This is a genomic window from Nocardioides exalbidus (genome assembly GCF_900105585.1).
Lineage (GTDB): Bacteria > Actinomycetota > Actinomycetes > Propionibacteriales > Nocardioidaceae > Nocardioides > Nocardioides exalbidus.
This window is the reverse complement of sequence record NZ_FNRT01000002.1, coordinates 259,237-282,386: the sequence shown is the minus strand read 5'-3', so window position 1 is coordinate 282,386 and position 23,150 is coordinate 259,237. Positions and strand designations below refer to the sequence as shown.

Below are 23,150 nucleotides of genomic sequence, written 5' to 3'. Positions count from 1 at the left end.
GGACGTCCGGCCTCTCGTCGGTGACGTCGGACGCACGGACGACCGCTCCGCTGCCGGCGTGCAGGAGGGGTGTCAGGCCTCACGGTCGTCGACGCCATGGTGGGCGACGCCCGGGTCCGGCGACAACCGGATATCTCGTGCGGCCCCGGCCTAGGCTCGCCGCATGCTGGTCCACCTGCGGCTGACCGTGCCCGCCGACCTCACCGACGACGTCGTCGACCTGCTCTCCGACGACGACCGGTCTGCCAACCTCACGATGTGCCGTGGCGCGTCGATCTCGCCCGCCGGTGACCTCGTCGAGTGCGACGTCGCCCGCGAGCTCGCCGGTGAGGTGATCGGCCGGCTCAAGTCCCTCGGCCTCCACGAGACCGGCGGGATCGTGGTCACCACCCCGACGAGCACGCCGTTCGTCGCCGCGCGCCGGCTCGGTGACGTCGCGCCGGGCGACCCGGACGACGCGGTCATCTGGGACATGGTCGTCGAGCAGTGCTGGGCCGCGAGCCGGCCGACGGTGTCGTACCACCTGTTCTTCGTGCTCGCGACGTTGCTCGCCGCCATCGCGGTCATCACCGACTCCGCCGTGCTGGTGATCGGCGCGATGGTCGTCGGGCCGGAGTTCGGCACCGTCGCCGCGATCGCGACGGGTCTCGTCCTGCGGCAGCCGCGACTCGCCCGCCGTGCGGTCTCCGTGCTCGCGTGGGGCGTCGTCGTGTCGGTCGCGGTGGTGACCGTGCTGGCCCTCGTGGCGGGCCTCACCGGCCTGGTCACCGAGGAGATGGTCACCCGCGCACGGCCGCAGACCGGTTTCATCTGGCACCCGGACCGGTGGTCGTTCATCGTCGCGCTGATCGCCGGCGCCGCCGGGGTGCTGGCCATGACGACGTCACGGGCCAACGCGATGGTCGGCGTCTTCATCTCGGTCACCACGATCCCGGCGGTCGGCAACCTCGCGCTGGCCCTCGGCGTCTGGGCCCCGTCGGAGATCCGGGGCTCGGCGGCCCAGCTCGCCGTCAACATCGGCGGCATGGTGCTCGCGGGGATGGTCGTCCTGGTGCTGCAGCGGCTCCTCTGGGTGCCCGCCCTCACCGCGTCGCAGAAGCTCTTCGCCCGGAGTCAGCGCGCCGCGAGGTAGCGGTTGGAGTGGTGGGTGACGAACCCGAGCCGTTCGTACGTCGCCAGCGCAGGGACGTTGCCCACCTCGACGTGCAGCCACGCGGTCGTCGCGCCCAGCGAGCCGCCCCAGTCGAGCAGGTCGGCGATCACGGCGGTGCCGAGACCCTCCCGCCGACGGGTCGGGTCGACCTCGACCGTGTGCAGGCCGATCCAGTCGCCGTCGACGAACGCTTCACCGCGCGCCGTGCCGTCGCCGATCTCCACGACGCACGCCTGCCCGGTCTCGGTGATCCGGGCGTCGTCGAACCCGCGACCGGCGGCCCTCAGCGCGCGCGGGACCGGCGCGAGCTGGAAGTGCGAGTCGCCGCCGTCGACGACCTGCCAGCCGAGGCTGCGGAACCACCGCTCGAGGCTCGACTGCTGCTCCACCTGCACCATCGGCACCTGGCCGCGTGCCTCGTAGAACCTGCGGACCTCGTTCGTTGCGTGGCTGAGGGGGAGGTCGGCGTCGCCCATGGCCAGCGCCGAGTTGGCGCGCTTGCGCGGCCGGTCGCCGTCGGTCGCCGGACGGCAACGCAGGACCCACTCGCCGAGGTCGACGCGCTCCATGTCCGGCCACAGGCCGAGACCGTGGCCCTCGGCCTCCCGCGCCCGGACCTTCGCCCGCACGGAGGCGCGCGGTGGCACCGGCTTGCCCGTGACGACGTCGGCCAGCGCGATGGTGACCGGGCCGGCCCGGTCCGGGGGGCCGTCGCGGTCGATGGTCAGCGCGTCCGCGCCCCACGCCGTGCAGACGCCGAGGACGTCGCTGGCACGACCGTCGGGCAGGAGGTGGCGTACGACGATCCGCCGGCCGACGACGTGGGGGCCGAGCGTGTGGCTGCCGAGGCCCGTCCCGCCACTCGTCCCGCCACTTGTCTCGTCGTGGTGGGGTTCTGACGTCTCGGGCACTCCCCGGATACTAGAGTGGCGACGTTGCACCCATCGTTCCCCGCGTTGCTCTCAGGAGGATCTGGTGACCTACGTCATCGCCCAGCCGTGCGTCGACCTCAAGGACCGCGCGTGCGTCGACGAATGTCCCGTCGACTGCATCTACGAGGGCAAGCGGATGCTCTACATCCACCCCGACGAGTGCGTCGACTGCGGCGCCTGCGAGCCGGTCTGCCCGGTCGAGGCGATCTTCTACGAGGACGACACCCCGGAGGAGTGGAAGTCCTTCTACGACGCCAACGTGCACTTCTTCGACGACCTCGGCTCGCCCGGCGGTGCCGCCAAGATGGGCGTCATCGAGGCTGACCACGAGCTGGTCGCGGCGCTGCCCCCGCAGGAGCACGACGAGTGACGTCCCAGCCGGTCTCCGGCCGGCTGCCCGACTTCCCCTGGGACAAGCTCACGACGTACGCCACCACGGCGCGCTCCCACGCTGACGGGGTCTGCGACCTCTCGATCGGCACGCCGGTCGACCCGACCCCCGCTGTGGTCCAGGACGCGCTTCGGGCGGCGACCGACTCGCCGGGCTACCCGACGACCATCGGCCTCGAGGCGACGCGCCAGGCCGCGATCGACTGGCTGGCGCGCCGCCACGGCGTGACCGGCCTCGGCCTGGACGGCGTGCTGCCCGTGACGGGCTCCAAGGAGCTCATCGCCCACCTCGCGCTCCAGCTCGGCGTCGGCGCCGGCGACCTCGTCGGCTACCCCGAGCTCGCCTACCCGACCTACGAGGTGGGTGCCGCCCTGGCGGGCGCCGAGGCGATCGCGACCGACTCGCTGACGGCCTTCGGACCGCGCACGCCGCGGCTGCTGTGGATCAACAGCCCGTCGAACCCGTCGGGCCGGGTGCTCCCGCTCGACCACCTGCGCAAGGTCGTCGAGTGGTGCCGCGAGCGCGGCACGACGCTCGTCTCCGACGAGTGCTACATCGAGTGCGCCTGGGAGGGCGACGCGCCGCTCTCGATCCTCGACCCGCAGGTCAACGGCGGCTCGCTCGACGGCCTCCTCGCCGTCCACTCGCTCTCCAAGCGCTCCAACCTCGCGGGCTACCGCTGCGCCTTCGTCGCCGGCGACCACGCCCTGGTCGGCGAGCTCCTCGCCGTCCGCAAGAACCTCGGCCTGATGATGCCCGGCCCGCTCCAGCACGCGATGGTCGCCGCGCTCGACGACGACGCGCACGCCGACGCCCAGCACGCGACGTACGCCGCTCGCCGCACCGCCCTGCGCGCCGCGCTCGAGGGTGCCGGCTTCCGCGTCGACCACTCCGAGGCCTCGCTCTACCTCTGGGCGACGCGTGACGAGGACTGCTGGAAGACCGTCGCGGACCTCGCCGACCTCGGGATCCTGGTCGCGCCGGGGGAGTTCTACGGCGTCGCCGGGCGTCAGCACGTCCGCGTCGCCTTCACCGCGACCGACGAGCGCGTCGCCGCCGCGGTCTCCCGTCTCGCCGGCTGACGCCGCGCGCGCGGCCCGGCCCTCGGTCGGGCAAGGTGGAGGCAGCGACGGACGAGCACGGAGGTGCAGTGATGCGGGTGACGGTGCTGGGCACGGGCAACCTGGGCGCAGGGATGGCGCGCTCGCTGCTGCGCGAGGGCCACGAGGTGACCGTGTGGAACCGGACGCGCGAGCGCGCCGAGTCCCTCGCCGCCGACGGAGCCGTGGTGGCGACCGACGCTGCGCACGCGGTGCTCGGGGCCGAGGCGGTCGTGACCGTGCTCTTCGACACCGCCTCGGTGCTCGAGGTCATGTCGCAGGTGTCGCTCGACGAGGACTGCGTGTGGCTCCAGTGCGCCACGGTCGGTATCGAGGGTGCGACGGCCGTCGCCGAGCTCGCCCGCGACCGGGGGTGGCGGGTCCTCGATGCGCCGGTGCTCGGCACCAAGGGGCCCGCCGAGAAGGGCACGCTGGTCGTGCTGGCCTCCGGCGACGACGAGGTGCTGGCCGCGGCTCGGCCGGTCACCGACGCGGTGGGCAGCCGGGTGGTGCGCGCAGGTGACGAGCTCGGCGACGCCTCGCGGCTGAAGCTGGTCTGCAACGCGTGGGTGGCGTCGCTGACCGCAGCGCTGGGCCAGTCGGTGGCGCTGGCCGACAACCTCGGGCTGGCCCCTGCGTTGTTCTTCGAGGCGATCGACGGCGGACCCGTCGATGCGCCCTACGCCCACATCAAGGGGGCGGCGATGCGTTCGGGCGACTACGACACCTCCTTCGCCGTGGACGGCGTGGTCAAGGACCTCGGACTGATCCGCGACGCTGCGCGGGGCTCGTCGACCGACGACCGGCTGCTGGGCGCGGTCCTCGAGCTCTTCGAGGCCGCGAGCTCCGTCGGCCGCGGTGACGACGACATGGCCGCGGTGCGCACGGCGTTCTGAAGGTCAGCCCGCCCCACGACGCCGGAGGACCGGTGGCCGTCGCGGGGAACTGTGCACCCGAGTCTCCCGCTTCGGCACCCAGATCTCGGCCGACAAGCGGGGCGGTCACCGGATATCCGGTGACTCCAGCCGGGAAGACCGACCTCCTCAGTCGAGGACGTCGACGTGGACGTGGTCGCGATGCTCGAGGATCGCCCGGTCGCCGGAGGAGGACGAGGGGACGCGGTAGTCGCGCCAGCCCTGGCTGGAGCGGCGGGCCTGCCAGATGCGGCCGTCGAAGATGATCGTGCCGAGGTCGAGGCGGTCGGCGTTGGCGACGAGGTAGGTCGCGAGCGCCCAGCCGCGCTTGCGGTTGTCGGCGTTGATCGGGCGGTAGAAGACGTCGATCGCGCGACCCTCGTAGTGGGCCGAGCCCTCCATGTGGCCGGTCGAGACGCCGGCGGGCTCGAAGCCGCCGAGCGAGAGCGTGCCGAAGCGTGCCTCGAGGTCGGCCCGCACGGTGGCGGCCCGCGGCACGAGGCCCGCGGGGTCGAGCTCGTCGCTGGCTTCGTCGGCGTCGTCCGGGACCTCGCACCACATCGCCTCCGGCGAGTTGCCGGTCAGGGCCGAGGCCAGGGCACGGCCGTCGGCCTCGTGGTCGGCGTACGCGTCGGGATAGGCCGAGCGCTGCACCTCCTGCGCGGCGACGGTGATCTCCATCGTCTCGTAGCCGTCCACCTTCGCGAGGGCGTCGTAGAAGGCGTTGGTCGCGTAGACCGGGTCCATCAGCTCCTCCACGCTGCCCCAGCCCTGCGACGGCCGCTGCTGGAACAGCCCGACGGAGTCACGGTCGCCGTAGTCGATGTTGTAGAGCTTCGACTCCTGGAACGCCGTCGCCAGCGCGATGCTGGCCGCGCGCGCGGGCATCCCGCGCTCGATCGAGATCGCGGTGATGAGCGAGGCGTTCTCGGCCTGCTCGAGGTCGATGTCGACCGAGTGGCCGTCGACCTCGGCCGTGCAGCCGGTGCTCGCGAACGGCGTCGGGACGGTGCCCCGGTCGACGAGGACCAGCGTGGTCGCGACGGCGCCGATGGCCACCACCGCTCCGATGGTGGCCGACCGCAGGGTCGGCACGCGACCCGCTAGTTCGCGTGCAGCGCCGCGTTGAGGGCGATCCCGTCGCCCTTCCACGGCACTGCCTCGATGGCGCCGCTGACCGAGTTGCGGCGGAAGAGGACGTTGTCGACGCCCGAGAGGGTGGCGGCCTTCACGACCTGCGGCTTGCCGTCCATGTCGGTGACGGTGACCTTGGTGCCGGCGGTGACGTAGCAGCCCGCCTCGACCACGCAGTCGTCGCCGAGCGAGATGCCGATGCCGGCGTTGGCGCCGAGGAGGCAGCGCTCGCCGATCGAGATGACCTGCTTGCCGCCGCCGGACAGCGTGCCCATGATCGACGAGCCGCCGCCGACGTCGGAGCCGTCGCCGACGACGACGCCGGCCGAGATCCGGCCCTCGACCATCGAGGCGCCGAGCGTGCCGGCGTTGAAGTTCACGAAGCCCTCGTGCATGACGGTCGTGCCCTCGGCGAGGTGCGCGCCGAGGCGGACCCGGTCGGCGTCGGCGATGCGGACGCCGGTGGGCAGGACGTAGTCGGTCATCCGCGGGAACTTGTCGACGCCGAAGACCTGCACGACGTGGCCCGGCACGACCGTGCGCAGCCTGGCCCGGACCTTCTCGAAGCCCTCGACGGCGCACGGGCCGGCGGAGGTCCACACGACGTTGGCGAGCAGGCCGAAGATGCCGTCGAGGTTGACGCCGTGGGGCTTCACGAGGCGGTGGGAGAGCAGGTGCAGCCGCAGCCAGACGTCCTCGGTGGACGCCGGGGCGTCGTCGAGGTCGGCGATCTCCACGAGGCGTACGACGCGGGTGGTGCCGCGCAGGTCGTCCTCGCCGCCGTCGAGGTGGGCGAGCTCCTCGATGGGTCCGCCCTCGGTCGCACCGAGCACGGGGGAGGGGAACCAGGCGTCGAGGACGGTGTCTCCGTGGAGGGTCAGCAGGCCGTAGCCGGAAGCAGCAGTCACCCGGCCAAGCCTACGGATCGGGTCCCACGGGGAACGAAAGTAGGGTTTCCGGGCCGATGTGGTCCGGGGCACACTGACCGGGCCGGAGGGGGTCCGGTGTCGTACGGGGAGGACCGCACATGCGCAGGCACGTCTCGATCACGAGCACCATCGGACTGGTCGCCGCGCTGGCCGCAGCCGTGACCGCTGCCCCGGCCACCGCGGCGGACGACGATCCTCGGGTCGCGCCCCGCTCGTTCGAGATGCGTGCGCCCGCCTCGTCGTCGTACCGCACCGGGGAGGCGACGCGGCTCGTCAGCGCGACCGCGACCTTCACGCCGGCCAAGCGGGTGCCGGGAATGCCGACGAGCACTGCTCCGCAGCACCAGTTCGTCATGCCTGGCGGGAGCTTGTCGGTCACGGTGAGCTACGGATACGACTGGCGCACCGACGCGCTGACCTACCACTACAGCCTCGACACCGAGATGGGGGCGCCCGATCCGACGGGCAAGACCCGGACCCTGCTCGGCTTCGGCACGATCCAGGGCAACAGCTGCCAGGTCGAGGAGGCGACGTCGGCGTGGCTCTACAGCAACATCCCGGACGTCCTGCTCTACGACGACAAGGACACCCCCGACCTCGCCAGTGCCGCTGCGTGGAACTGCTCGGTGCTGCTCGTCGACAACGGCAGCACCAGCTCGACGCCGTACGACGCCTTCGTCAGCGCGCTCGACGTCGTGACCGCCACCCCGCAGCTCAGCGTGCGGACGCCGAAGCGGGACCGACTGGTGAAGAAGGTGTGGACCCGGATCCCGGTCACGGTCGCGAACGCCGCGCCGGAGGGCGTCGACGCTCGCGACGTCGTGGTCACCGGGTCCGGCAAGGGCGTGAAGGTGCGCCCCTTCGAGGTCGGCGCGCTCGAGGGCGAGGACGACACCGAGGGCTACGTCTGGGCCAGGCTGACGCGTCCGAAGGCGACCCTGAGGCTGGTGGTGAGCGAGAAGGGTGAGGTGCTCGGCCGCTCGACGGTGAAGCTCCGCACGCGACCCGCGCCGAGGCCTCCGCGCGCCGGATCGTGGTCGGCCGCGGGCGTCGACTTCACCGTGCGCGGCGGCAAGGTCCGCGGCTTCCGGATCACCACCCAGACCCGGTGCGGCGGCTACCCCGACATCCCGACCACCACCACCAACTCCTACTCCTTCGTGACGACCGCGATCCCGCGCAACAACGAGCTCGTCGGCACGGAGCGCAAGGACGCCGGCGACGCGTCGTACTCGGCCTACCTCGAGATCGAGTTCGTCAGCCCGACGAAGGCCAAGGGCTCGTTCTCCTACTACGGCCCCGCGCGGTGCGTGGCGGTCGACGGGTTCACCGCCAGGCTCTCGCGCTAGGACGCCGTCACTGCCCGGTGCGGCCGTCGACGCACTCGCGGACGAGGTCGGCGTGGCCGCAGTGGCGCGCGTACTCCTCGATCATGTGCACGATGATGTCGCGCACCTCGGTGGGGTCGCCCTTGGCGTCGACGACGGTGTCGAGGTCGGTGCGCTCGAGCACCTCGCGGGCGTAGGCGATCTCGCCCTGCCACAGCGCGTGGCTGGCGCGGACGAGGTCGTCGTCGACCTCGGGGAAGTTGAAGCCGGTGTCGCCGCCCTCCTCCTGGAAGAGCCGCGGGAGGTCCATCCGCTCCTCGATCACCCGGCGGAACCAGCTCTGCTCGACCCGCGCCATGTGGCGCACGAGCCCCAGCAGGGAGATGTTCGACGGCGGCACGGCCTTCGTTGCCAGCTGCTCGGCCGTCAGCCCGTCGCACTTCATCGCCAGCGTCTGGCGGTAGTGCTCGAGGTAGCCCACCAGGCAGGCCTTCTCACCCGTCGTCGCGCCCGCCTGCATCCGCGGGTCCTCGGCCTCGGGCAGCCACATGCCGTTGAAGTTCATGGGCGGCAGCCTTCCGCATGCGGTCGAGCGGGCCAAACGAGTTGTCCCCGTGAACCGATTGGCAGCAACCCGCGCCGGCGCCGTACGATCGCAGCAGGCGCTTGAGCCGTCATCAGCGGCGAGCCTCGGGAAGAACGGGTACGGCGATCCGGCCGCGGCCCCGGTAGAACCCGACGGGTACGGCCCGACACAGCCGCAACGAAGCGGGGATCCCCGGATCCCAAGCGAGGTGGTACCGCGGTCACTCGATCGTCCTCGTGGATGTCAGCCACGAGTCGAGAGTCGAGCCAGGACCCATGACGTACCCCAAGGTCAGCCACACCGCCCCGGACGAGGGCGCGACCGGCGTCGCCGGCAGCCCACGCTTCCCGGCGATCGAGGAGGCGGTGCTGGCCTACTGGGCCCAGGACGACACCTTCCGCGCGAGCGTCGAGCAGCGCGACGCGGGTGCGAACGGCGAGAACGAGTTCGTCTTCTACGACGGCCCGCCCTTCGCCAACGGCCTGCCGCACTACGGCCACCTGCTGACCGGCTACGTCAAGGACCTCATCCCGCGCTACCAGACGATGCGCGGGCACAAGGTCGAGCGCCGCTTCGGCTGGGACACCCACGGGCTGCCGGCCGAGCTCGAGGCGATGCGCCTCAACGGCATCAAGACCACCGACGAGATCGTCGAGCTGGGCATCGAGAAGTTCAACGAGGCCTGCCGCCAGTCCGTCCTGAAGTACACCGGCGAGTGGCGCGACTACGTCACCCGCCAGGCGCGCTGGGTCGACTTCGACAACGACTACCGCACCATGAACCCCGAGTTCATGGAGTCGGTCATCTGGGCCTTCAAGCAGCTCCACGACAAGGGCCTGGTCTACGAGGGCTTCCGGGTGCTGCCCTACTGCTGGCAGGACGAGACCCCGCTGTCCAACCACGAGCTGCGGATGGACGACGACGTCTACCAGATGCGCCAGGACCCGGCCGTGACCGTCGGCTACGACGTCACCACCGAGGGCCCGTTCCGGGGCGTCAAGGTGCTGATCTGGACGACGACCCCGTGGACCCTGCCGTCCAACCTCGCGGTCATGGTCGGCGAGGACATCGACTACGTCGTGGTCGAGTCCGACGGCCCCACCGGCAGCACCGAGCGCTACCTGATCGCCGAGGCCCGCCTGGCGTCGTACGCCCGCGAGCTGGGCGAGTCGCCCACCGTCACCTGGCGCGGCAAGGGCACCGACCTGCTCGGGCTCGAGTACGCCCCGCCGTTCAGCTACTACGCGGGCCACGACCGGGCCTTCCGCCTCGTGCCGGCCGAGTTCGTCACGACCACGGACGGCACCGGGCTCGTGCACACCGCGGGCGCCTTCGGTGAGGACGACAAGGTCGTCACCGACCGCGAGGGCATCGAGGCCGTCATGCCGGTCGGCAAGGACGGGCGCTTCACGTTCCCCGTCGTCGACTACGAGGGCATGCAGGTCTTCGACGCCAACCTCCACGTCATCGACCACCTCAAGGCCGCGACCAGGGGGGAGGGGGAGACGGGGAGCGTCACGCCCGGCACCGTCCTCGTCCGACGCGAGACCTACGACCACTCCTACCCGCACTGCTGGCGCTGCCGGCAGCCCCTGATCTACAAGGGCGTCTCGTCGTGGTTCGTCGAGGTGACCAAGGTCAAGGAGCGCCTCATGGCGCTCAACCAGGACATCCGCTGGGTGCCCGACCACATCAAGGACGGCCAGTTCGGCAAGTGGCTGGAGAACGCCCGCGACTGGTCGATCACCCGCAACCGCTTCTGGGGCAGCCCGGTGCCGGTGTGGAAGTCCGACGACGAGCAGTACCCCCGCATCGACGTCTACGGCTCCTTCGAGGAGATCGAGCGCGACTTCGGCCGGCTGCCGCTCGACCAGGAGGGCAACCCCGACCTGCACCGGCCCTACGTCGACGACCTGACGCGCCCGAACCCCGACGACCCGACCGGCAAGAGCACCATGCGCCGCGTCACCGACGTCCTCGACGTCTGGTTCGACTCGGGCTCGATGAGCTTCGCCCAGGTGCACTACCCGTTCGAGAACAAGGACTGGTTCGACCACCACTTCCCGGGCGACTTCATCGTCGAGTACATCGGCCAGACGCGCGGCTGGTTCTACACGATGCACGTCCTGGCGGGCGCGATCTTCGACCGCCCGGCGTTCTCGACGTGCCTGAGCCACGGCATCGTGCTGGGCAACGACGGCCAGAAGATGTCGAAGTCGCTGCGCAACTACCCCGACGTCCGCGAGGTCTTCGACCGCGACGGTGCCGACGCGATGCGCTGGTTCCTCATGTCGAGCCCGATCCTGCGTGGCGGCAACCTCGTCGTCACCGAGCAGGGCATCCGCGACTCGGTGCGCCAGGTGCTGATCCCGCTGTGGAACAGCTGGTCCTTCTTCAGCCTCTACGCCAACGCGTCCGCCGGGGGCGAGGGCCGCGACGCCACGTGGCGCACCGACAGTGCGCACCCGATGGACCGCTACATCCTGGCCAAGCTGCGCGACTACGTCGCCGCGATGACCGACCAGCTCGACAACTACGAGGTGGCCGCGGCGTGCGACTCGACGCGCAGCTTCCTCGACGTGCTCACGAACTGGTACATCCGCCGCTCGCGCGAGCGCTTCTGGGACGAGGACGGCGACGCCTTCGACACCCTCTACACCGTGCTGGAGGTGGTCTGCCGGGCCACCGCGCCGCTGATGCCGCTCACGACCGAGGAGGTCTGGCGCGGCCTCACCGGCGAGCGCTCGGTCCACCTCACCGACTGGCCGACGGTCGACGACCTGCCGGTCGACGACGCGCTGGTCGCGTCGATGGACACCGTGCGCGACGTCTGCTCGGCCGGCTCGGCTCTGCGCAAGGCCGCGAACCTCCGCAACCGCCTGCCGCTCTCGCGGCTGACCGTGGTCTCCGAGGCCGACCTCACCGGCTTCGAGTCGCTCGTCGCCGACGAGCTCAACCTCAAGTCCGTCGACGTGCTCGCGGCCGACGCGCCCGAGGCGACGGCGTACGGCGTCTCGCAGCGGCTCAGCGTCAACGCGCGCGCCGCAGGACCGCGGCTCGGCAAGGACGTCCAGCTCGCCATCAAGGGCTCGAAGTCCGGCGACTGGTCGGTGGCCGAGGACGGCACCGTCACCGCGGGCGGGCTCGCGCTGGTCGAGGGGGAGTACGCCCTCGAGACCGTCGCCGGGTCCGCCGACGACGACACCGCCATCGGCATGCTGCCGCGCGGCGGCTTCGTCGTGCTCGACACCGCCGTGACGCCCGAGCTCGAGGCCGAGGGCACCGCCCGCGACCTGGTGCGCGCGGTCCAGCAGGCCCGCAAGGACGCCGGCCTCCAGGTCAGCGACCGCATCGCGCTCACGGTGGCCGGACCGGAGGCGACCCTCGCCGCCGCCCGCACGCACGAGGCGCTGATCGCCGACGAGACGCTCTCCACCTCGGTGTCGTACGACGACGCGGCCGAGGTCGACGTACGTGTGACGCGCGCCTGATCCGGGTAGACGCCGACGCATGGACGCACCGACCGACCTCGACGCGCTCGCCGAGGCCCTGCGGGTCGACGGCGTCGTCGTCGACCGGGTCATGGGGTCGGGCGAGGCGCAGGAGGCCCACGACCGGATCGCGCAGCTCGTGCGCGAGACGCCGTTCCCGGTCTACGTCGCGCTCGTCCAGCAGCCGGACGGGCTGCCCGACGACGCCATCGAGTCGACCGAGGTGCTGGCCGGCCTGCTCAACCGCCGGCTCGGAGACGGGCTCTACGTCCTGCAGACGAGCGAGAGCATCCAGCAGGTGTACGCCTTCGGGCTCGGCACGGAGCCGGCGCGCCTGAGCCTGGGCGCGCACAGCAACAACGACCTGTTCGACGAGGCCATGCAGGACGTGGGCGGACACCCGTACGGGACGGACGGCTACGTCACGGTCCCGGCGGTGGCCAAGGCGGAGGCGCAGGCGCGCGCAGCCGAGGAGCTCGTCGAGATGGGCGGCGACAGCACCAGCGGCGACTACCCCGCCACCCTGACGCGAGCAGACGCCGATGACCTCGCCGAGCACGCGCTGGAAGTCCAGGCCGCGGCGCAGTGGCGCCCCTCCGTCGGCGACTACGTCGAGGTCCGGACCGCGTCGCGCGGGTTCTCCGCGCTCGTCGGCGGGCTGGTCGCACTCGTGATCGCGCTCCTGCTCGGCCAGACGCTGCGCGGGTGGCCCCGCAACGGCAGACCACGCTCCGGCGAGGCGGCGGTGAAGCGATCTGCCGTGACCGCGGCGGCCGCGCCGCCGCCCGACCTCGAGGTCGAGCGGGCGCGTGCGTCGCGGCTCGCCGACGTGCTGGCGAAGAACCTCGAGCGGACCGACTGGGACACCGTGCAGGACCGTGAGCTGGCGGGCCGGGCACTCAGCGCCCGCGACGCCGCCGAGCCCCTGCTCACCTCCGACGACGTCGCCGACCTCGTCGGCGCCCGGGTGCTCACGCAGATCGGCGCCGCGGACCTCGGCCGCGGCCGACGCGGGAGCGGACCGCCCTTCGTGCCGTGCTACTTCGACCCGCGACACAAGCCGGGAACGTCGACCGCGTCGTGGCGCCTCGGCGACGGGCAGGTCGAGGTGCCCTGCTGCGCGACCTGCGCCAAGGCGGTGGCCCGGGGCGAGACGCCGCAGCACCTGCGCCTGGCCGCTCGCCGCGGCACCGAGCCCTACTGGGAGCGCGACGACGTGTGGGCGCGCACCGGCTTCGGCGCCGTCTCGGACGACCTGGCGCGCGACGTCCTCGCCGATCGGGCGGGCCGACGATGAAGCGTCAGCTCGCCTGGGTGGTCGGTGCCGTCGTCGGCATCGTCGTCGGCACTGCGGCCGCCTTCGGTGTGCAGGGCTGGCAGGAGTCGCGCGAGGCCTCCGACCTGGACCGCCGCATCGCCAGCGACCAGCACGAGGACGTCGTACCCGCCCCGGTCGACGCGATCCGCGAGCTGCTCGCCCAGGACACCCTCGTCGTGGTGGACCCGCTCTTGGCCGACCGGGTGTCCGCGGAGGACCTGCAGCGCGCCGAGGAGGTCCTGGCGAGCTCGCCGGTCCCTGCGCGGATCGCCTACCTGTCCTACCCGGACGGCCTCGACGTCGGCTACACCGCCTCCGGCGCCGGCCCGCAGTGGTGGACCAACGTGGGCGAGGTGGGCCACTACGCGATCCTCTGGGACAACGGCTCCGCCGAAGTGGGGTCCGTCGGGCTCGAGCCCGACTACCTGACCGACCGCACGAAGGGCCAGCCCGGTCCGGCGCTGGAGCGCATCGCCGCGGAGATGGCGACCTGGGAGGCCGTGCCGATCGACGACGCTCCCTACGAGCCGGGGGACTTCGACTACTGGGAGGGCATCGGCGGCGGGCTCGCCGCGGCCCTCCTCTTCGGGGGGCTCGGCGTCGTGCCGGGCTTCCTGCTCCTGCGCTGGTACGTCGGCACGCGACGTCGGAAGGTTGGCTGATGGCCGAGATCACCGATGCGACGATCGCCGAGATCGAGCAGCAGCTGGCCGGGGACGGAGTCTGGATCGATCCCGCGTTCGCCAAGGGCCACGGCATCTCGGCGGCCGACGAGGCCGCGATCGAGCAGGCCGTCGCCGGCACGCAGGACGCCGACCTCAAGGTCGTCCTGGTCGACATCGACTACGGGGACCCGCGCTTCCAGGGGAGCTTCGCCAGCCTCACCGCCTGGCTGCAGGACGACTTCGGCGGCGACGCGACCTACGTCGGCTGGGACGATCCCGACCTCAGCGTGCAGGCCTTTGGCGACCAGCCGGACACCCTCTACGTCGACAACGTGGCCCAGCACGAGCACCCGGGTGACATCGCCGCGCAGGTCCTGATGGCGCGGGAGCTGCTCGAGGACGGCACCGCCGAGGCGCTGTGGAACGACATCCCACGCGACGAGCGCTACTCCTGGACCGCCGACGAGGGCATCCAGGCGTCCGAGGTGTTCGGCGGGATCGGCATCGTCGTGGCCGTCGGCGCCGTGGTCGCCGGGGTCGTCGTCTGGGCCCGCAGGCGCCGGGGGCGTCGTCCCGTCGGCTTCACCCTGCCGAGCACCGTCCTCCACACCATCCGGGCGGCCGAGGACCGGCGCCTGCGCGAGCAGGCCGAGACCGAGGTGCTCGCCCTGGGCGAGGCGATCGGGAGCGGCGAGGCCACCGGCACCGCCAACGGCCTCGCGGCCTGGCAGCAGGCGCTCGACCACTACGCCGCGGCCCGCTCGATCCTGTCGCAGGACGCGGCACCGGCCGACGTCGTCGGTGCGCTCGTCCTGGCCCGTCGCGGCGAGGACGCCCGCGCGACCGCGCAGGAGAGGAAGCCCTCGGCCTGGACGCCCCCGGTGCGTTGCTGGTTCAACCCGCTGCACGACGGACGCACCACCGAGGTCACGTGGCGGGATGGCGGCCGGGAGGTGGACGTCCCGGCCTGTGCGTCGTGCGCGGAGGACGTCCGCGCCGGCAGGGAGCCCGACGACGTCCTCGACTTCATCGAGGGCGACTCGACGGTCCACTACTACCGCCTCGACCTCGGCGCGTGGAGCACGACCGGCTACGGCACCCTCGACCGCGACCTCCTCGGTGCCCTGCGGACGAGCAGGTCGCGGCGCGGCATCGCCGGTCGTTGACCGTCAGCGGACGACCCGCAGCCGCAGGCGGTGCTTCGGGCTGGTGCCGGCCTTGTTGGTGGCGGTGACCACGACCGCGTAGCGACCGGGCCGCAGGACCTGGAACCGCCCCAGTCGCGCGGTGATGAGGAAGCTGCCCCTGCCCGCCTTCACCCTGCCGGTGAGGCGCAAGGGGGTGCCTGCGGCGAGGGGTCGTACGACGACCCGCACCCGCGCCGCGGTCGAGAGCTCGAGCGTCAGCTCGGACTCGGTCGGCACCGTCCCGCGCCCGCGCGTCGCGCGGATGGTGCGGTGCTCCAGCCGGGCGCTGGTGATCGCGGGAGCGCCGAGCGCCTCCCGGCAGCGGAACGTGGCGGCGTACGTGCACCGGGTCGCGTTGCCGACGGCGTCCGTGAGCGTCACGCGGACCGGCCGCGTGCTCCTGCTCTGGTGGGTGACCGAGGTCCCGGTGGCGGTGGTGCCGTCGGCGAAGGTCCACCGGGCGGTCCGGACCTTCGACCACACGTCGTGCGCCGTGACGGAGTACGACGTCCGCGCACCGGAGTGGCGCGAGGTGATGCCGGTGACGACCGGGCCGGCGGCGTCGAGTCCGCGGGCCTGGACGATCCAGTGGGCGCCGTCGTGGCGCGACCACGCGGTGGTGGCGTTGCCGTCGGCGTCGACGACGAGGGCGGGGTTCCAGGCGTTGCCGCCCGGCTCGGAGAGGTCGACGGGGGAGGTCCAGTCGCCACGCGCCGGAAGCCTGGCCGCCTGGACCGTGCGGGCGGTGTCGCCGTCCTTCCCGGCGAGCGACCACACGGCGGTGGCGTTGCCGTCGGTGTCGACGTCGACCTGCGGGGTCCACGCGTCCTGCCCGGCTGCCGAGAGGGCGGTGCGGGCGGACCAGTCGCGACCGATGCGGCCGGTGGCTGCGGTGACGATCCACCCCGACCCGTCGTTCTCCTGCCAGACCGCGGTCGCGCGCCCCCGCGCGTCGACGGCGACCTGCGGCGTGTCGAAGGCGTCGACCCCGGGGGAGGAGAGGTTCGTGACGTTGATCCAGTCTCCTGCCGCCGGTCGCGTCGCGGTCTGCACGACGTAGCTCGCGCCGGTGAAGCCGCCCCAGACGGCCGTGGCGTTGCCCGCCGGGTCGAGGGCGACGTCGGGGGTCGTGGTCGGTGCGGCCGTGCTGGACAGGTCGACCGGTGCCGACCAGGTCCCGGCGGTCCGGGTGACGGCCTGCACGCGGCTGCCGGCGGTCCAGAGCACGGTGGCCACTCCCGAGGCGGAGACCGCGACGTCGGGGTTGCGGGCGCCTGCCTCGGAGAGGTCCTGCGGAGCGGACCACGTCCCGTCGGGCTGCCGGGAGGCTGCCTGCACGATGAACGCACGCCCGTCGAAGTGCGACCACGTGGCGGTCACGGCTCCGTCCGCACCGGCGGCGACCTGGGGGAAGTCCGGCTTCTGGCTCAGGTCCCTCGACGCGTCGGACGCGACCTCGACCGGCGGGCTCCACGAGCCGCCGATCGGCCGGGTCGAGGCGAGGACGACGCTGGAGCCGAGCTCGTTGCGGCGCCACACGACGGTGGCCGCGCCGCCCGGTTCGACGGCGACCTGCGGCTCGAAGATGCTCGGGCCCCCGGCGATGTCGACCGGAGCCGACCACGCCCCGCCCGCCGGGCGCGACGACGCCTGGACGACGAGCTGCGTGCCGTCGTAGCGCGACCACACGGCGGTGGCGTTCCCGGCCGCGTCGACCCCGACGTCCGGGGTGTGGGCGTTCTGCCCCCCGGCCGACAGGTCGACGAAGACGTTCGTGACCGGTTGCCACGTCGGGGCCGCCGCCGTGGGTGCGGCGACCAACGTCGCTCCCACCACGCTTGCGGCGACCGCCACGACCAGCTGCTGCGTGCGTCGTTCCACCTGTTCCCCCTGTTGTCCTCGCGCTCGACCGTCGCCGGATCGTGCCACGCGCGTCCGGCTCGCGCATGCGACGAGCCCAGCTCCCGAAAAGTTGCGGGGGCCCACAGCCTCGTCACAGGCCCGCGCCACGTCCGGCACAGAGCGCGCCGCCACTGTCTCCGTCGAGGCCGCCCCGCACCCCCCGTGGGGCGGCCCACCAGACGAAGCAGACGAGGAGACGCCCGTGCGCGTGGGTTGGCCCGGCAGGTGGTTGAGGACCAGGCGGAGCAGGGTGGTGGCGGCAGCCGTCGTCGCGCTCGCCGTCGCCGCGAGTGCCGGAGGATGGCTCTGGCTCCGCCCGGACGCCGAGGCGGTGGCGACGTCGACGACGCAGACCGTCTCGACCTCCACCTTCGAGCAGACGGTGACCGCGAGCGGCACGCTCCGGGCGGCGAGGAGCGAGGACCTGTCCTTCGCGGTCGCCGGCACCGTGCGTGCCGTCCTGGTCAGCGAGGGCGACCGGGTGAGGAGGGGGACGGCGCTGGCCCGCGTCGACGCCACCTCGCTCGTCGCCGCACGCACCGCCGCGCGGTCGTCGTACGACGCCGCGCTGACGCAGCTCGACGAGGACCTCGACGCCGGTGCGTCCGACGTGCAGGTGGCGGCCGACCGGTCCTCGGTCGTCGCCGCGAAGGCGTCGTGGGTCGAGGCCCGCGAGGCCGTCGACGACGCCGTCCTGCGCGCCCCGATGGCTGGGACCGTCGTCGCGCTCGACCTCGCCGTCGGCGACACCGTCGGCTCCGGCTCGAGCAGTGGCTCCAGCAGCGGGACCGGGTCGGCCGGGGGCTCGACGACCGGGTCGAACAGCACCAGCACAAGCACTGGCACCAGCACGAGCACCGCCACCAGCTCGGCCCAGGTGACCATCGCGACCACCCGTCGCTTCGCCGTCGACGCCGAGGTCGCGGCCGCCGACATCGAGGGCGTGCAGGAGGGGCTCCAGGTCGAGCTCACCGTCAGCGGCGTCGACGAGGCCGTCTACGGCACGGTCGCCTCGGTCGGCGCGGTCGCCTCCACGAACAGCAGCGGAGCTGCGGTCTTCCCGGTCGAGGTCGAGGTCACCGGCAACCGCAAGGACCTCTACTCCGGCACCTCGGCCGACCTCTCCATCGTCGTCAGCCAGCGCACCGACGTGCTCACCGTGCCCACCCGGGCGGTCGGGACGGAGGACGGCCAGGCCTACGTCACCCTCGAGGTCGACGGCAAGGAGGTGCGGCGCGACATCGAGATCGGCGAGGCCTCCGGCGCCTCCACCGAGGTCACCTCCGGCCTGGCCGAGGGGGACACCGTCGTGGTGCCCGCCTTCTCCGGCCCGGGCGCCGGCACCGGCTCGGACGACGGGGGCCAGCAGGGCTTCCCCGGCGGCACGCCACCGAGCGGGATGCCGAGCTTCCCCGGCGGCGGCCAGATGCCGGGGGCTCCCCAGTGAGCGCCATCATCGAGCTCGCCGGCGTCCGCAAGTCCTACGGCACCGGAGACGCGGAGGTCCACGCCCTGCGCGGTGTCGACGCCCGCGTCGACGAGGGGGAGTACGTCGCGGTCATCGGCCCGTCCGGCTCCGGCAAGTCGACCCTCATGCACATCCTCGGCTGCCTCGACCTGCCCAGCGGCGGGTCGTACCACCTGGCCGGCGAGGACGTCTCCGGCATGAGCGAGGAGCAGCTCGCCGACGTCCGCAACCGCCGCATCGGCTTCGTCTTCCAGCAGTTCCACCTGCTGCCGACGCTGTCGGCGATCCGCAACGTCGAGCTCCCGCTCGTCTACGCGGGGGTCCCCGCCGACGTACGACGCCAGCGCGCCGGCGCTGCCCTCGACCGGGTCGGCCTCGGCCACCGCACCGGACACCGACCGGGCGAGCTCTCCGGGGGCCAGCAGCAGCGCGTCGCCGTGGCGCGCGCCCTGGTCACCGAGCCCGCGCTCGTGCTCGCCGACGAGCCGACCGGAAACCTCGACTCGACGTCGACCCACGACGTGCTCGGGCTGCTCGACGACCTCCACGAGGCCGGCCGCACGATCGTGCTCATCACCCACGAGCACGAGGTCGCCGCCCGGGCGGGGCGCAACCTCGTCATCGACGACGGCGCGATCACCAGCGACGTACCGACAGCGCGCGCCGCGCTGGGGGTGCGGTCGTGAGCTGGGCCGAGACCCTGCGGACCAGCCTCGAGGCCGTCCGCGCGCACCGGATGCGCTCGCTGCTCACGATGCTCGGGATCGTCATCGGCATCGCGTCCGTCATCCTCACCGTCGGCCTCGGCCAAGGCGCGCAGAAGGAGGTCCGCGACCAGATCGATGCCCTGGGGCGCAACCTGCTGATCGTCTCGCCCGGCAGCAGCACCGACAGCTCGGGCATGCGCGGTGGCTTCGGCTCCGCCTCGACGCTCGACCTCGACGACGCCGCGGCGATCGCCGACGAGACGGTGGCCCCCGACGTCGCTGCCGTCGCGCCGGTCACGTCGAGCAGCTCGTCGGTCACCGCCGGCGACACGAACTGGACCACGCAGGTCTCCGGGACGACCACCTCGTGGCTCGACGTCCGGGCCCGCACGGTCGCGTCCGGGAGGTTCTTCACCTCCTCCGAGGCCGAATCGGGTGCTGACGTCGTCGTGCTCGCCTCCGACACGGCCGGGGAGCTCTTCGACCGCGGCAACCCGGTCGGCCAGACCGTGCGGGTCGGCGGCACCGAGCTCACGGTGATCGGCGTGCTGGAGGAGTCCGGCGCCTCGACGAGCGGGACGTCGAGCGAGGACGACCAGGCGGTCGTCCCCCTCGCGACCGCTGCCCGGCTCACGGGTTCGTCGTCGACGTCGCTGTCCACGATCTACGTCGAGGCCACCGACTCCACCACGCTCAGCGCGGCCTACCAGGAGGTCGAGGCGCTCCTGCTCAACCTCCACGACGTCGGGGGCTCGGACGAGGCCGATTTCACCGTCTCGACGCAGGACTCACTCGTCGAGACCGCCAACTCCACCAACGAGACGATGACCGTCCTGCTCACCGGTGTCGCGGCCATCTCGCTGCTCGTCGGCGGCATCGGCGTCATGAACATCATGCTCGTCTCGGTCAGCGAGCGCGTGCAGGAGATCGGACTGCGCAAGGCGCTCGGCGCGACCCCGTCCTCGATCCGGCGGCAGTTCCTGCTCGAGGCGTCCGTGCTCGGCCTGGTCGGCGGGTTGCTCGGGCTGGGCGTCGGCATCGTCGGAGCGCTGGTCCTGCCCTCGCTGATCGACCAGACCGTCACCGTCTCGGCGCTCGCGGCAGTGGGCGCGGTCGGCACCGCCCTCGCGCTCGGCATCGGCTTCGGCGTCTACCCCGCGGGCCGCGCCGCCCGCCTCACCCCCATCGACGCGCTCCGCAGCAGCTGAGCGCACCCGTCCGTCGTACCCCCGAACCCAGGAGAACCACGTGAACAAGCACCTCACCCTCGCCCCGGCGGCGCTCGCCGTCCTCGCCCTCTCGCTGTCCGCGTGCTCGAGCAGCAACGCCGACACGTCCGATGCCTCGTCGGCGGGGGGTGGCAGCAGCAGTACGCCGTCCGCCGGCGCCGCGCCCGACGGCGGGCCGGGCGGTGGGCAGGGTGGCGGCGTCCCCGGAGCCAGCGGCGAGGTCGCGGCCGTCCAGGGCGACGTGCTGCAGGTGCAGAGCCAGGTGTCGGGCCAGGTCGCGGTGACGCTCACCGGCTCGACCGCGATCACCACGCAGGTGCCGACCAGCCTCGACGAGCTCACCGTCGGCAGCTGCGTCGTCGTCATGGGCACGACGGCCGACGACGACTCGGCGACGGCCGCGACCACCGTCCGGGTCACCGACCCGGTCGACGGGGAGTGCACGGGCGGCTTCGGCGGAGGCGCTGGCCAGCGCCCGTCCGGCGCGCCCTCGGACGCGCCGTCCGACATGCCGAGCGACATGCCGAGCGACCTGCCGTCCGGTGGGCCGGGTGGCGCCGGCGGCCCGGGCGGGATCGTCGCCGGTGAGGTCACCGCGCTCGACGACGGCGGCTTCACCGTCGCCGCTGTCGCGATGGGCGCACCGGGGGAGGACAGCACCGACGCCACCACCTCGGACGTGTCGGTCACCGTCGACGACTCCACGACCTTCACCACCACCGAGGACGGTACGGCCGACGACATCACCGTCGGCGTCTGCGTCTCGGCGCAGGGCGAGGCCGACGACACCGGCGCCGTCACCGCCGACTCGGTCTCCGTGAGCGACCAGGTCGACGGCGAGTGCTCCGTCGGCGGATTCGGCGGGATGGGCGGCGGCATGCCCGGTGGCCCGGGCAGTTCCGGCGACTCCACCACGGACTCCAGCCAGGACTCCAGCCAGGGCGCCTCGTGAGGCGCCCTCGCGGCCGGGCCGGCTGGCTCGCCGTGGTCGGCGTCTCCGGCGTCCTCGTGGCCGGAGGCGCGACCGTGGCCACCAGCTTCGGCGCCACCACGACCGGCGACTACCGCACCGCCACCGCGGCGACCGGGTCGGTCGAGGAGCACCTCGCCCTGTCCGGCACCGTGAGTGCCAGCGGGCGCACCGACCTCGCGTTCTCCACGTCCGGCTCCGTCGCGAAGGTCCTCGTCGAGCAGGGCGACGAGGTGGAGGCCGGACAGGTCATCGCCCGCACCTCCGGCACCGAGCTGCAGCGCAGCCTGGACCGTGCCCAGGCCACGCTCGATGCCGCGAAGGCGCAGCTCGAGGCCGACATCGACGCCCAAAGCGACGCGGTCGCCTCGGCGACAGCGTCGAGCACGAGCAGCAGTACGACGACCGCGAGCACCGTTGCGGCCAGGACCACGTCGTCGCCCACGATCACCACAGTCGCCGCGCGGACGACGGCCGTCCGTACTGTCTCCGCGAGCGAGGACCCCGCCGTCCAGGCGGCGCTCGCCCAGCTGGCGGAGCAGCAGCAGGCCGTGCTCGCCGCCCAGTCCGCCGCCACGACCGCCCTGGCCACGGCGAGCACCGCGCTCGAGGCCCAGACCACGACGTGCGCCGCCGACCCGGCCGCCCAGGCCTGCGCCGACGCACTGGTCGCCGTGCAGGCCGCGCAGCAGGCGGCGGCCACCGCGCAGGAGGACCTCCAGACCGCGCTCGGCACCCTCGGCAGCACCCTCACCACCGCGATCGCCGCCGTCGACGCGGCCGCGCAGGCCGAGACCGAGACCCCGAGCGAGACCCCGACCGAGACCCCGACGGGGGAGCCGACCGAGGAGCCGACCGGGACCCCGAGCGGGTCCCCGACCGGCCAGCCGGGGCAGTCCGGAGAGCAGCCCGAGGGTCAGGCCCCGACGGGTGGCCAGCAGCAGCTGCCGAGCGGGGGCACCGAGCAGTCGACGCCCGGTGGAGCCACGAGCGGCGGCGCGTCAGGCGGTGTGGGACAGAGCGTCACCGCCGCCACCCTCGCGCAGGACCAGGCGGCGATCGACCAGGCGAAGGCGGACCTCGTGGACGCAAGGCAGGCACTGGCCGCGACCGAGCTGACCGCGCCCACGGCCGGCACCGTCCGCTCGCTCGACCTCGCCGTCGGGGACGACGTCACGGCCGGTACGACCGTCGCCGTCGTCGTGGCCGCCGGTGCGACCACGGTGGCCGCCGAGGTCGACGTCGCCGACGTGGCGTCGATCTCGGTCGGCCAGGGCGTCGACGTCACCGTCCTCGGCGCCGACGACACCGTGACGGGCGAGGTCACCTCGGTCGCGGCCGAGCCCACCAGCGGCACCACGACGTACGCCGTCGAGGTCGTCCTCGACAACGCCGACCGGACCGTCCCGCTCGGGACCCCGGCCTCGCTCGAGGTCGTCACCGCGTCGGTCGACGACGTGGTCACCGTCCCGACCTCGGCGGTCAGCACCTCGCCGACGACCAGCGTCACGGTCCTCGCGGACGGCACGACCAGCCGCCGCCAGGTGACCCTCGGCGCCCGCGGCTCGACCCGCACCGAGATCACCGACGGGCTCGAGGCCGGCGACGTCGTCGTGCTCGCCCAGGTCGACGCCGACGTGCCCGCCGGTGGCACCACGACCACCACGGGAGGCTTCGGCGGCAGCGGGTTCGGTGGCGGGCTGCCCGGGGGCGGGGGAGGGTTCAGCGGACCACCCGGAGGGTGAG

The 23,150-nt window shown here is 73.0% G+C and carries 19 protein-coding genes; 14 read left to right on the top strand and 5 right to left on the bottom strand.

The genetic code is table 11. From position 1 onward, the window contains the following. The first annotated feature begins 163 nt into the window (after nt 1–163). Nucleotides 164–1,132, top strand: a complete 969-nt coding sequence (locus tag BLV76_RS01740; RefSeq protein WP_090967583.1) for a DUF389 domain-containing protein — start codon at nt 164–166, stop codon at nt 1,130–1,132. Here BLV76_RS01740 and BLV76_RS01735 read toward each other — a convergent pair. Then, nucleotides 1,114–2,064: a GNAT family N-acetyltransferase gene (locus BLV76_RS01735; RefSeq protein WP_090967582.1), complete on the bottom strand. Its 951-nt coding sequence runs from the start codon at nt 2,062–2,064 to the stop codon at nt 1,114–1,116. The two genes, BLV76_RS01740 and BLV76_RS01735, sit on opposite strands and share 19 nt — an antisense overlap. Before the next feature lie 64 nt (nt 2,065–2,128). Between BLV76_RS01735 and fdxA the strand changes: the two genes are divergently transcribed. From fdxA to BLV76_RS01720, 3 genes are all read left to right on the top strand, one after another. Then, nucleotides 2,129–2,455 (top strand): ferredoxin, encoded by a 327-nt coding sequence (gene fdxA / locus BLV76_RS01730; RefSeq protein WP_090967581.1) that lies wholly within the window; start codon nt 2,129–2,131, stop codon nt 2,453–2,455. Next, complete coding sequence (dapC, locus tag BLV76_RS01725) at nt 2,452–3,558, top strand: succinyldiaminopimelate transaminase (protein WP_090967580.1); 1,107 nt, start codon at nt 2,452–2,454, stop codon at nt 3,556–3,558. Before fdxA ends, dapC begins: the two co-directional genes overlap by 4 nt. Nucleotides 3,559–3,629: 71 nt before the next feature. Next, nucleotides 3,630–4,472 (top strand): NAD(P)-dependent oxidoreductase, encoded by an 843-nt coding sequence (locus BLV76_RS01720; RefSeq protein ID WP_175539527.1) that lies wholly within the window; start codon nt 3,630–3,632, stop codon nt 4,470–4,472. Nucleotides 4,473–4,619: 147 nt separating this feature from the next. Here BLV76_RS01720 and BLV76_RS23415 read toward each other — a convergent pair whose 3' ends face one another. Beyond that, a complete protein-coding gene (locus tag BLV76_RS23415; protein ID WP_175539526.1) occupies nt 4,620–5,585 on the bottom strand; it encodes a VldE C-terminal domain-containing protein in 966 nt (321 codons plus the stop codon). An 8-nt stretch (nt 5,586–5,593) separates the two neighbouring features. Continuing rightward, nucleotides 5,594–6,550: a 2,3,4,5-tetrahydropyridine-2,6-dicarboxylate N-succinyltransferase gene (gene dapD / locus BLV76_RS01710; protein WP_217630424.1), complete on the bottom strand. Its 957-nt coding sequence runs from the start codon at nt 6,548–6,550 to the stop codon at nt 5,594–5,596. A 101-nt stretch (nt 6,551–6,651) separates the two neighbouring features. Between dapD and BLV76_RS01705 the strand changes: the two genes are divergently transcribed. Further along, the gene (locus tag BLV76_RS01705; RefSeq protein WP_090967578.1) at nt 6,652–7,902 is read left to right on the top strand and encodes a hypothetical protein; all 1,251 of its coding nucleotides are present in this window, start codon (nt 6,652–6,654) and stop codon (nt 7,900–7,902) included. 7 nt (nt 7,903–7,909) lie between these two features. Here BLV76_RS01705 and BLV76_RS01700 read toward each other — a convergent pair whose 3' ends face one another. Beyond that, nucleotides 7,910–8,446 (bottom strand): DinB family protein, encoded by a 537-nt coding sequence (locus BLV76_RS01700; RefSeq protein ID WP_090967577.1) that lies wholly within the window; start codon nt 8,444–8,446, stop codon nt 7,910–7,912. Nucleotides 8,447–8,742: 296 nt separating this feature from the next. Between BLV76_RS01700 and ileS the strand changes: the two genes are divergently transcribed. Genes ileS through BLV76_RS01680 form a run of 4 tightly spaced genes read left to right on the top strand, consistent with a single transcriptional unit; the run spans nt 8,743 to nt 15,107 of the window. Continuing rightward, a complete protein-coding gene (gene ileS, locus BLV76_RS01695) occupies nt 8,743–11,958 on the top strand; it encodes an isoleucine--tRNA ligase (protein WP_090967576.1) in 3,216 nt (1,071 codons plus the stop codon). A 19-nt stretch (nt 11,959–11,977) separates the two neighbouring features. Beyond that, nucleotides 11,978–13,255: a hypothetical protein gene (locus BLV76_RS22345; protein WP_090967575.1), complete on the top strand. Its 1,278-nt coding sequence runs from the start codon at nt 11,978–11,980 to the stop codon at nt 13,253–13,255. Next, on the top strand, nt 13,252–13,938 hold the full coding sequence (locus BLV76_RS01685; protein WP_090967574.1) for a hypothetical protein: 687 nt from the start codon (nt 13,252–13,254) through the stop codon (nt 13,936–13,938). The genes BLV76_RS22345 and BLV76_RS01685 overlap by 4 nt, the downstream gene beginning before the upstream one ends. Next, a complete protein-coding gene (locus BLV76_RS01680) occupies nt 13,938–15,107 on the top strand; it encodes a hypothetical protein (protein WP_090967573.1) in 1,170 nt (389 codons plus the stop codon). The genes BLV76_RS01685 and BLV76_RS01680 overlap by 1 nt, the downstream gene beginning before the upstream one ends. Nucleotides 15,108–15,110: 3 nt before the next feature. On the opposite strand, the gene BLV76_RS01675 is transcribed toward BLV76_RS01680, so the two are convergent. Next, a complete protein-coding gene (locus BLV76_RS01675; protein ID WP_090967572.1) occupies nt 15,111–17,009 on the bottom strand; it encodes a PKD domain-containing protein in 1,899 nt (632 codons plus the stop codon). Nucleotides 17,010–17,280: 271 nt separating this feature from the next. Between BLV76_RS01675 and BLV76_RS01670 the strand changes: the two genes are divergently transcribed. The 5 genes from BLV76_RS01670 to BLV76_RS01650 are packed head-to-tail and all read left to right on the top strand — an operon-like array spanning nt 17,281 to nt 23,149. Next, the gene (locus BLV76_RS01670) at nt 17,281–18,477 is read left to right on the top strand and encodes an efflux RND transporter periplasmic adaptor subunit (protein WP_090967571.1); all 1,197 of its coding nucleotides are present in this window, start codon (nt 17,281–17,283) and stop codon (nt 18,475–18,477) included. Beyond that, complete coding sequence (locus tag BLV76_RS01665; RefSeq protein ID WP_090967570.1) at nt 18,474–19,184, top strand: ABC transporter ATP-binding protein; 711 nt, start codon at nt 18,474–18,476, stop codon at nt 19,182–19,184. The genes BLV76_RS01670 and BLV76_RS01665 overlap by 4 nt, the downstream gene beginning before the upstream one ends. After that, nucleotides 19,181–20,413, top strand: coding sequence for an ABC transporter permease (locus tag BLV76_RS01660; protein WP_090967569.1), 1,233 nt, complete (start codon nt 19,181–19,183; stop codon nt 20,411–20,413). The genes BLV76_RS01665 and BLV76_RS01660 overlap by 4 nt, the downstream gene beginning before the upstream one ends. 40 nt (nt 20,414–20,453) lie before the next feature. Then, on the top strand, nt 20,454–21,386 hold the full coding sequence (locus BLV76_RS01655; RefSeq protein ID WP_090967568.1) for a hypothetical protein: 933 nt from the start codon (nt 20,454–20,456) through the stop codon (nt 21,384–21,386). Further along, the gene (locus tag BLV76_RS01650; RefSeq protein WP_139306436.1) at nt 21,383–23,149 is read left to right on the top strand and encodes an efflux RND transporter periplasmic adaptor subunit; all 1,767 of its coding nucleotides are present in this window, start codon (nt 21,383–21,385) and stop codon (nt 23,147–23,149) included. The genes BLV76_RS01655 and BLV76_RS01650 overlap by 4 nt, the downstream gene beginning before the upstream one ends. Nucleotide 23,150: the final 1 nt, after the last annotated feature.

Bases quoted from the DNA above. Each gene is read 5' to 3' on its own strand.
- BLV76_RS22345 (WP_090967575.1), top strand. From the start codon at position 11,978: ATGGACGCACCGACCGACCTCGACGCGCTCGCCGAGGCCCTGCGGGTC.
- BLV76_RS01700 (WP_090967577.1), bottom strand. From the start codon at position 8,446: ATGAACTTCAACGGCATGTGGCTGCCCGAGGCCGAGGACCCGCGGATG.
- BLV76_RS01685 (WP_090967574.1), top strand. From the start codon at position 13,252: ATGAAGCGTCAGCTCGCCTGGGTGGTCGGTGCCGTCGTCGGCATCGTC.
- BLV76_RS01705 (WP_090967578.1), top strand. From the start codon at position 6,652: ATGCGCAGGCACGTCTCGATCACGAGCACCATCGGACTGGTCGCCGCG.
- ileS (WP_090967576.1), top strand. From the start codon at position 8,743: ATGACGTACCCCAAGGTCAGCCACACCGCCCCGGACGAGGGCGCGACC.
- BLV76_RS01680 (WP_090967573.1), top strand. From the start codon at position 13,938: ATGGCCGAGATCACCGATGCGACGATCGCCGAGATCGAGCAGCAGCTG.
- BLV76_RS01740 (WP_090967583.1), top strand. From the start codon at position 164: ATGCTGGTCCACCTGCGGCTGACCGTGCCCGCCGACCTCACCGACGAC.
- BLV76_RS01720 (WP_175539527.1), top strand. From the start codon at position 3,630: ATGCGGGTGACGGTGCTGGGCACGGGCAACCTGGGCGCAGGGATGGCG.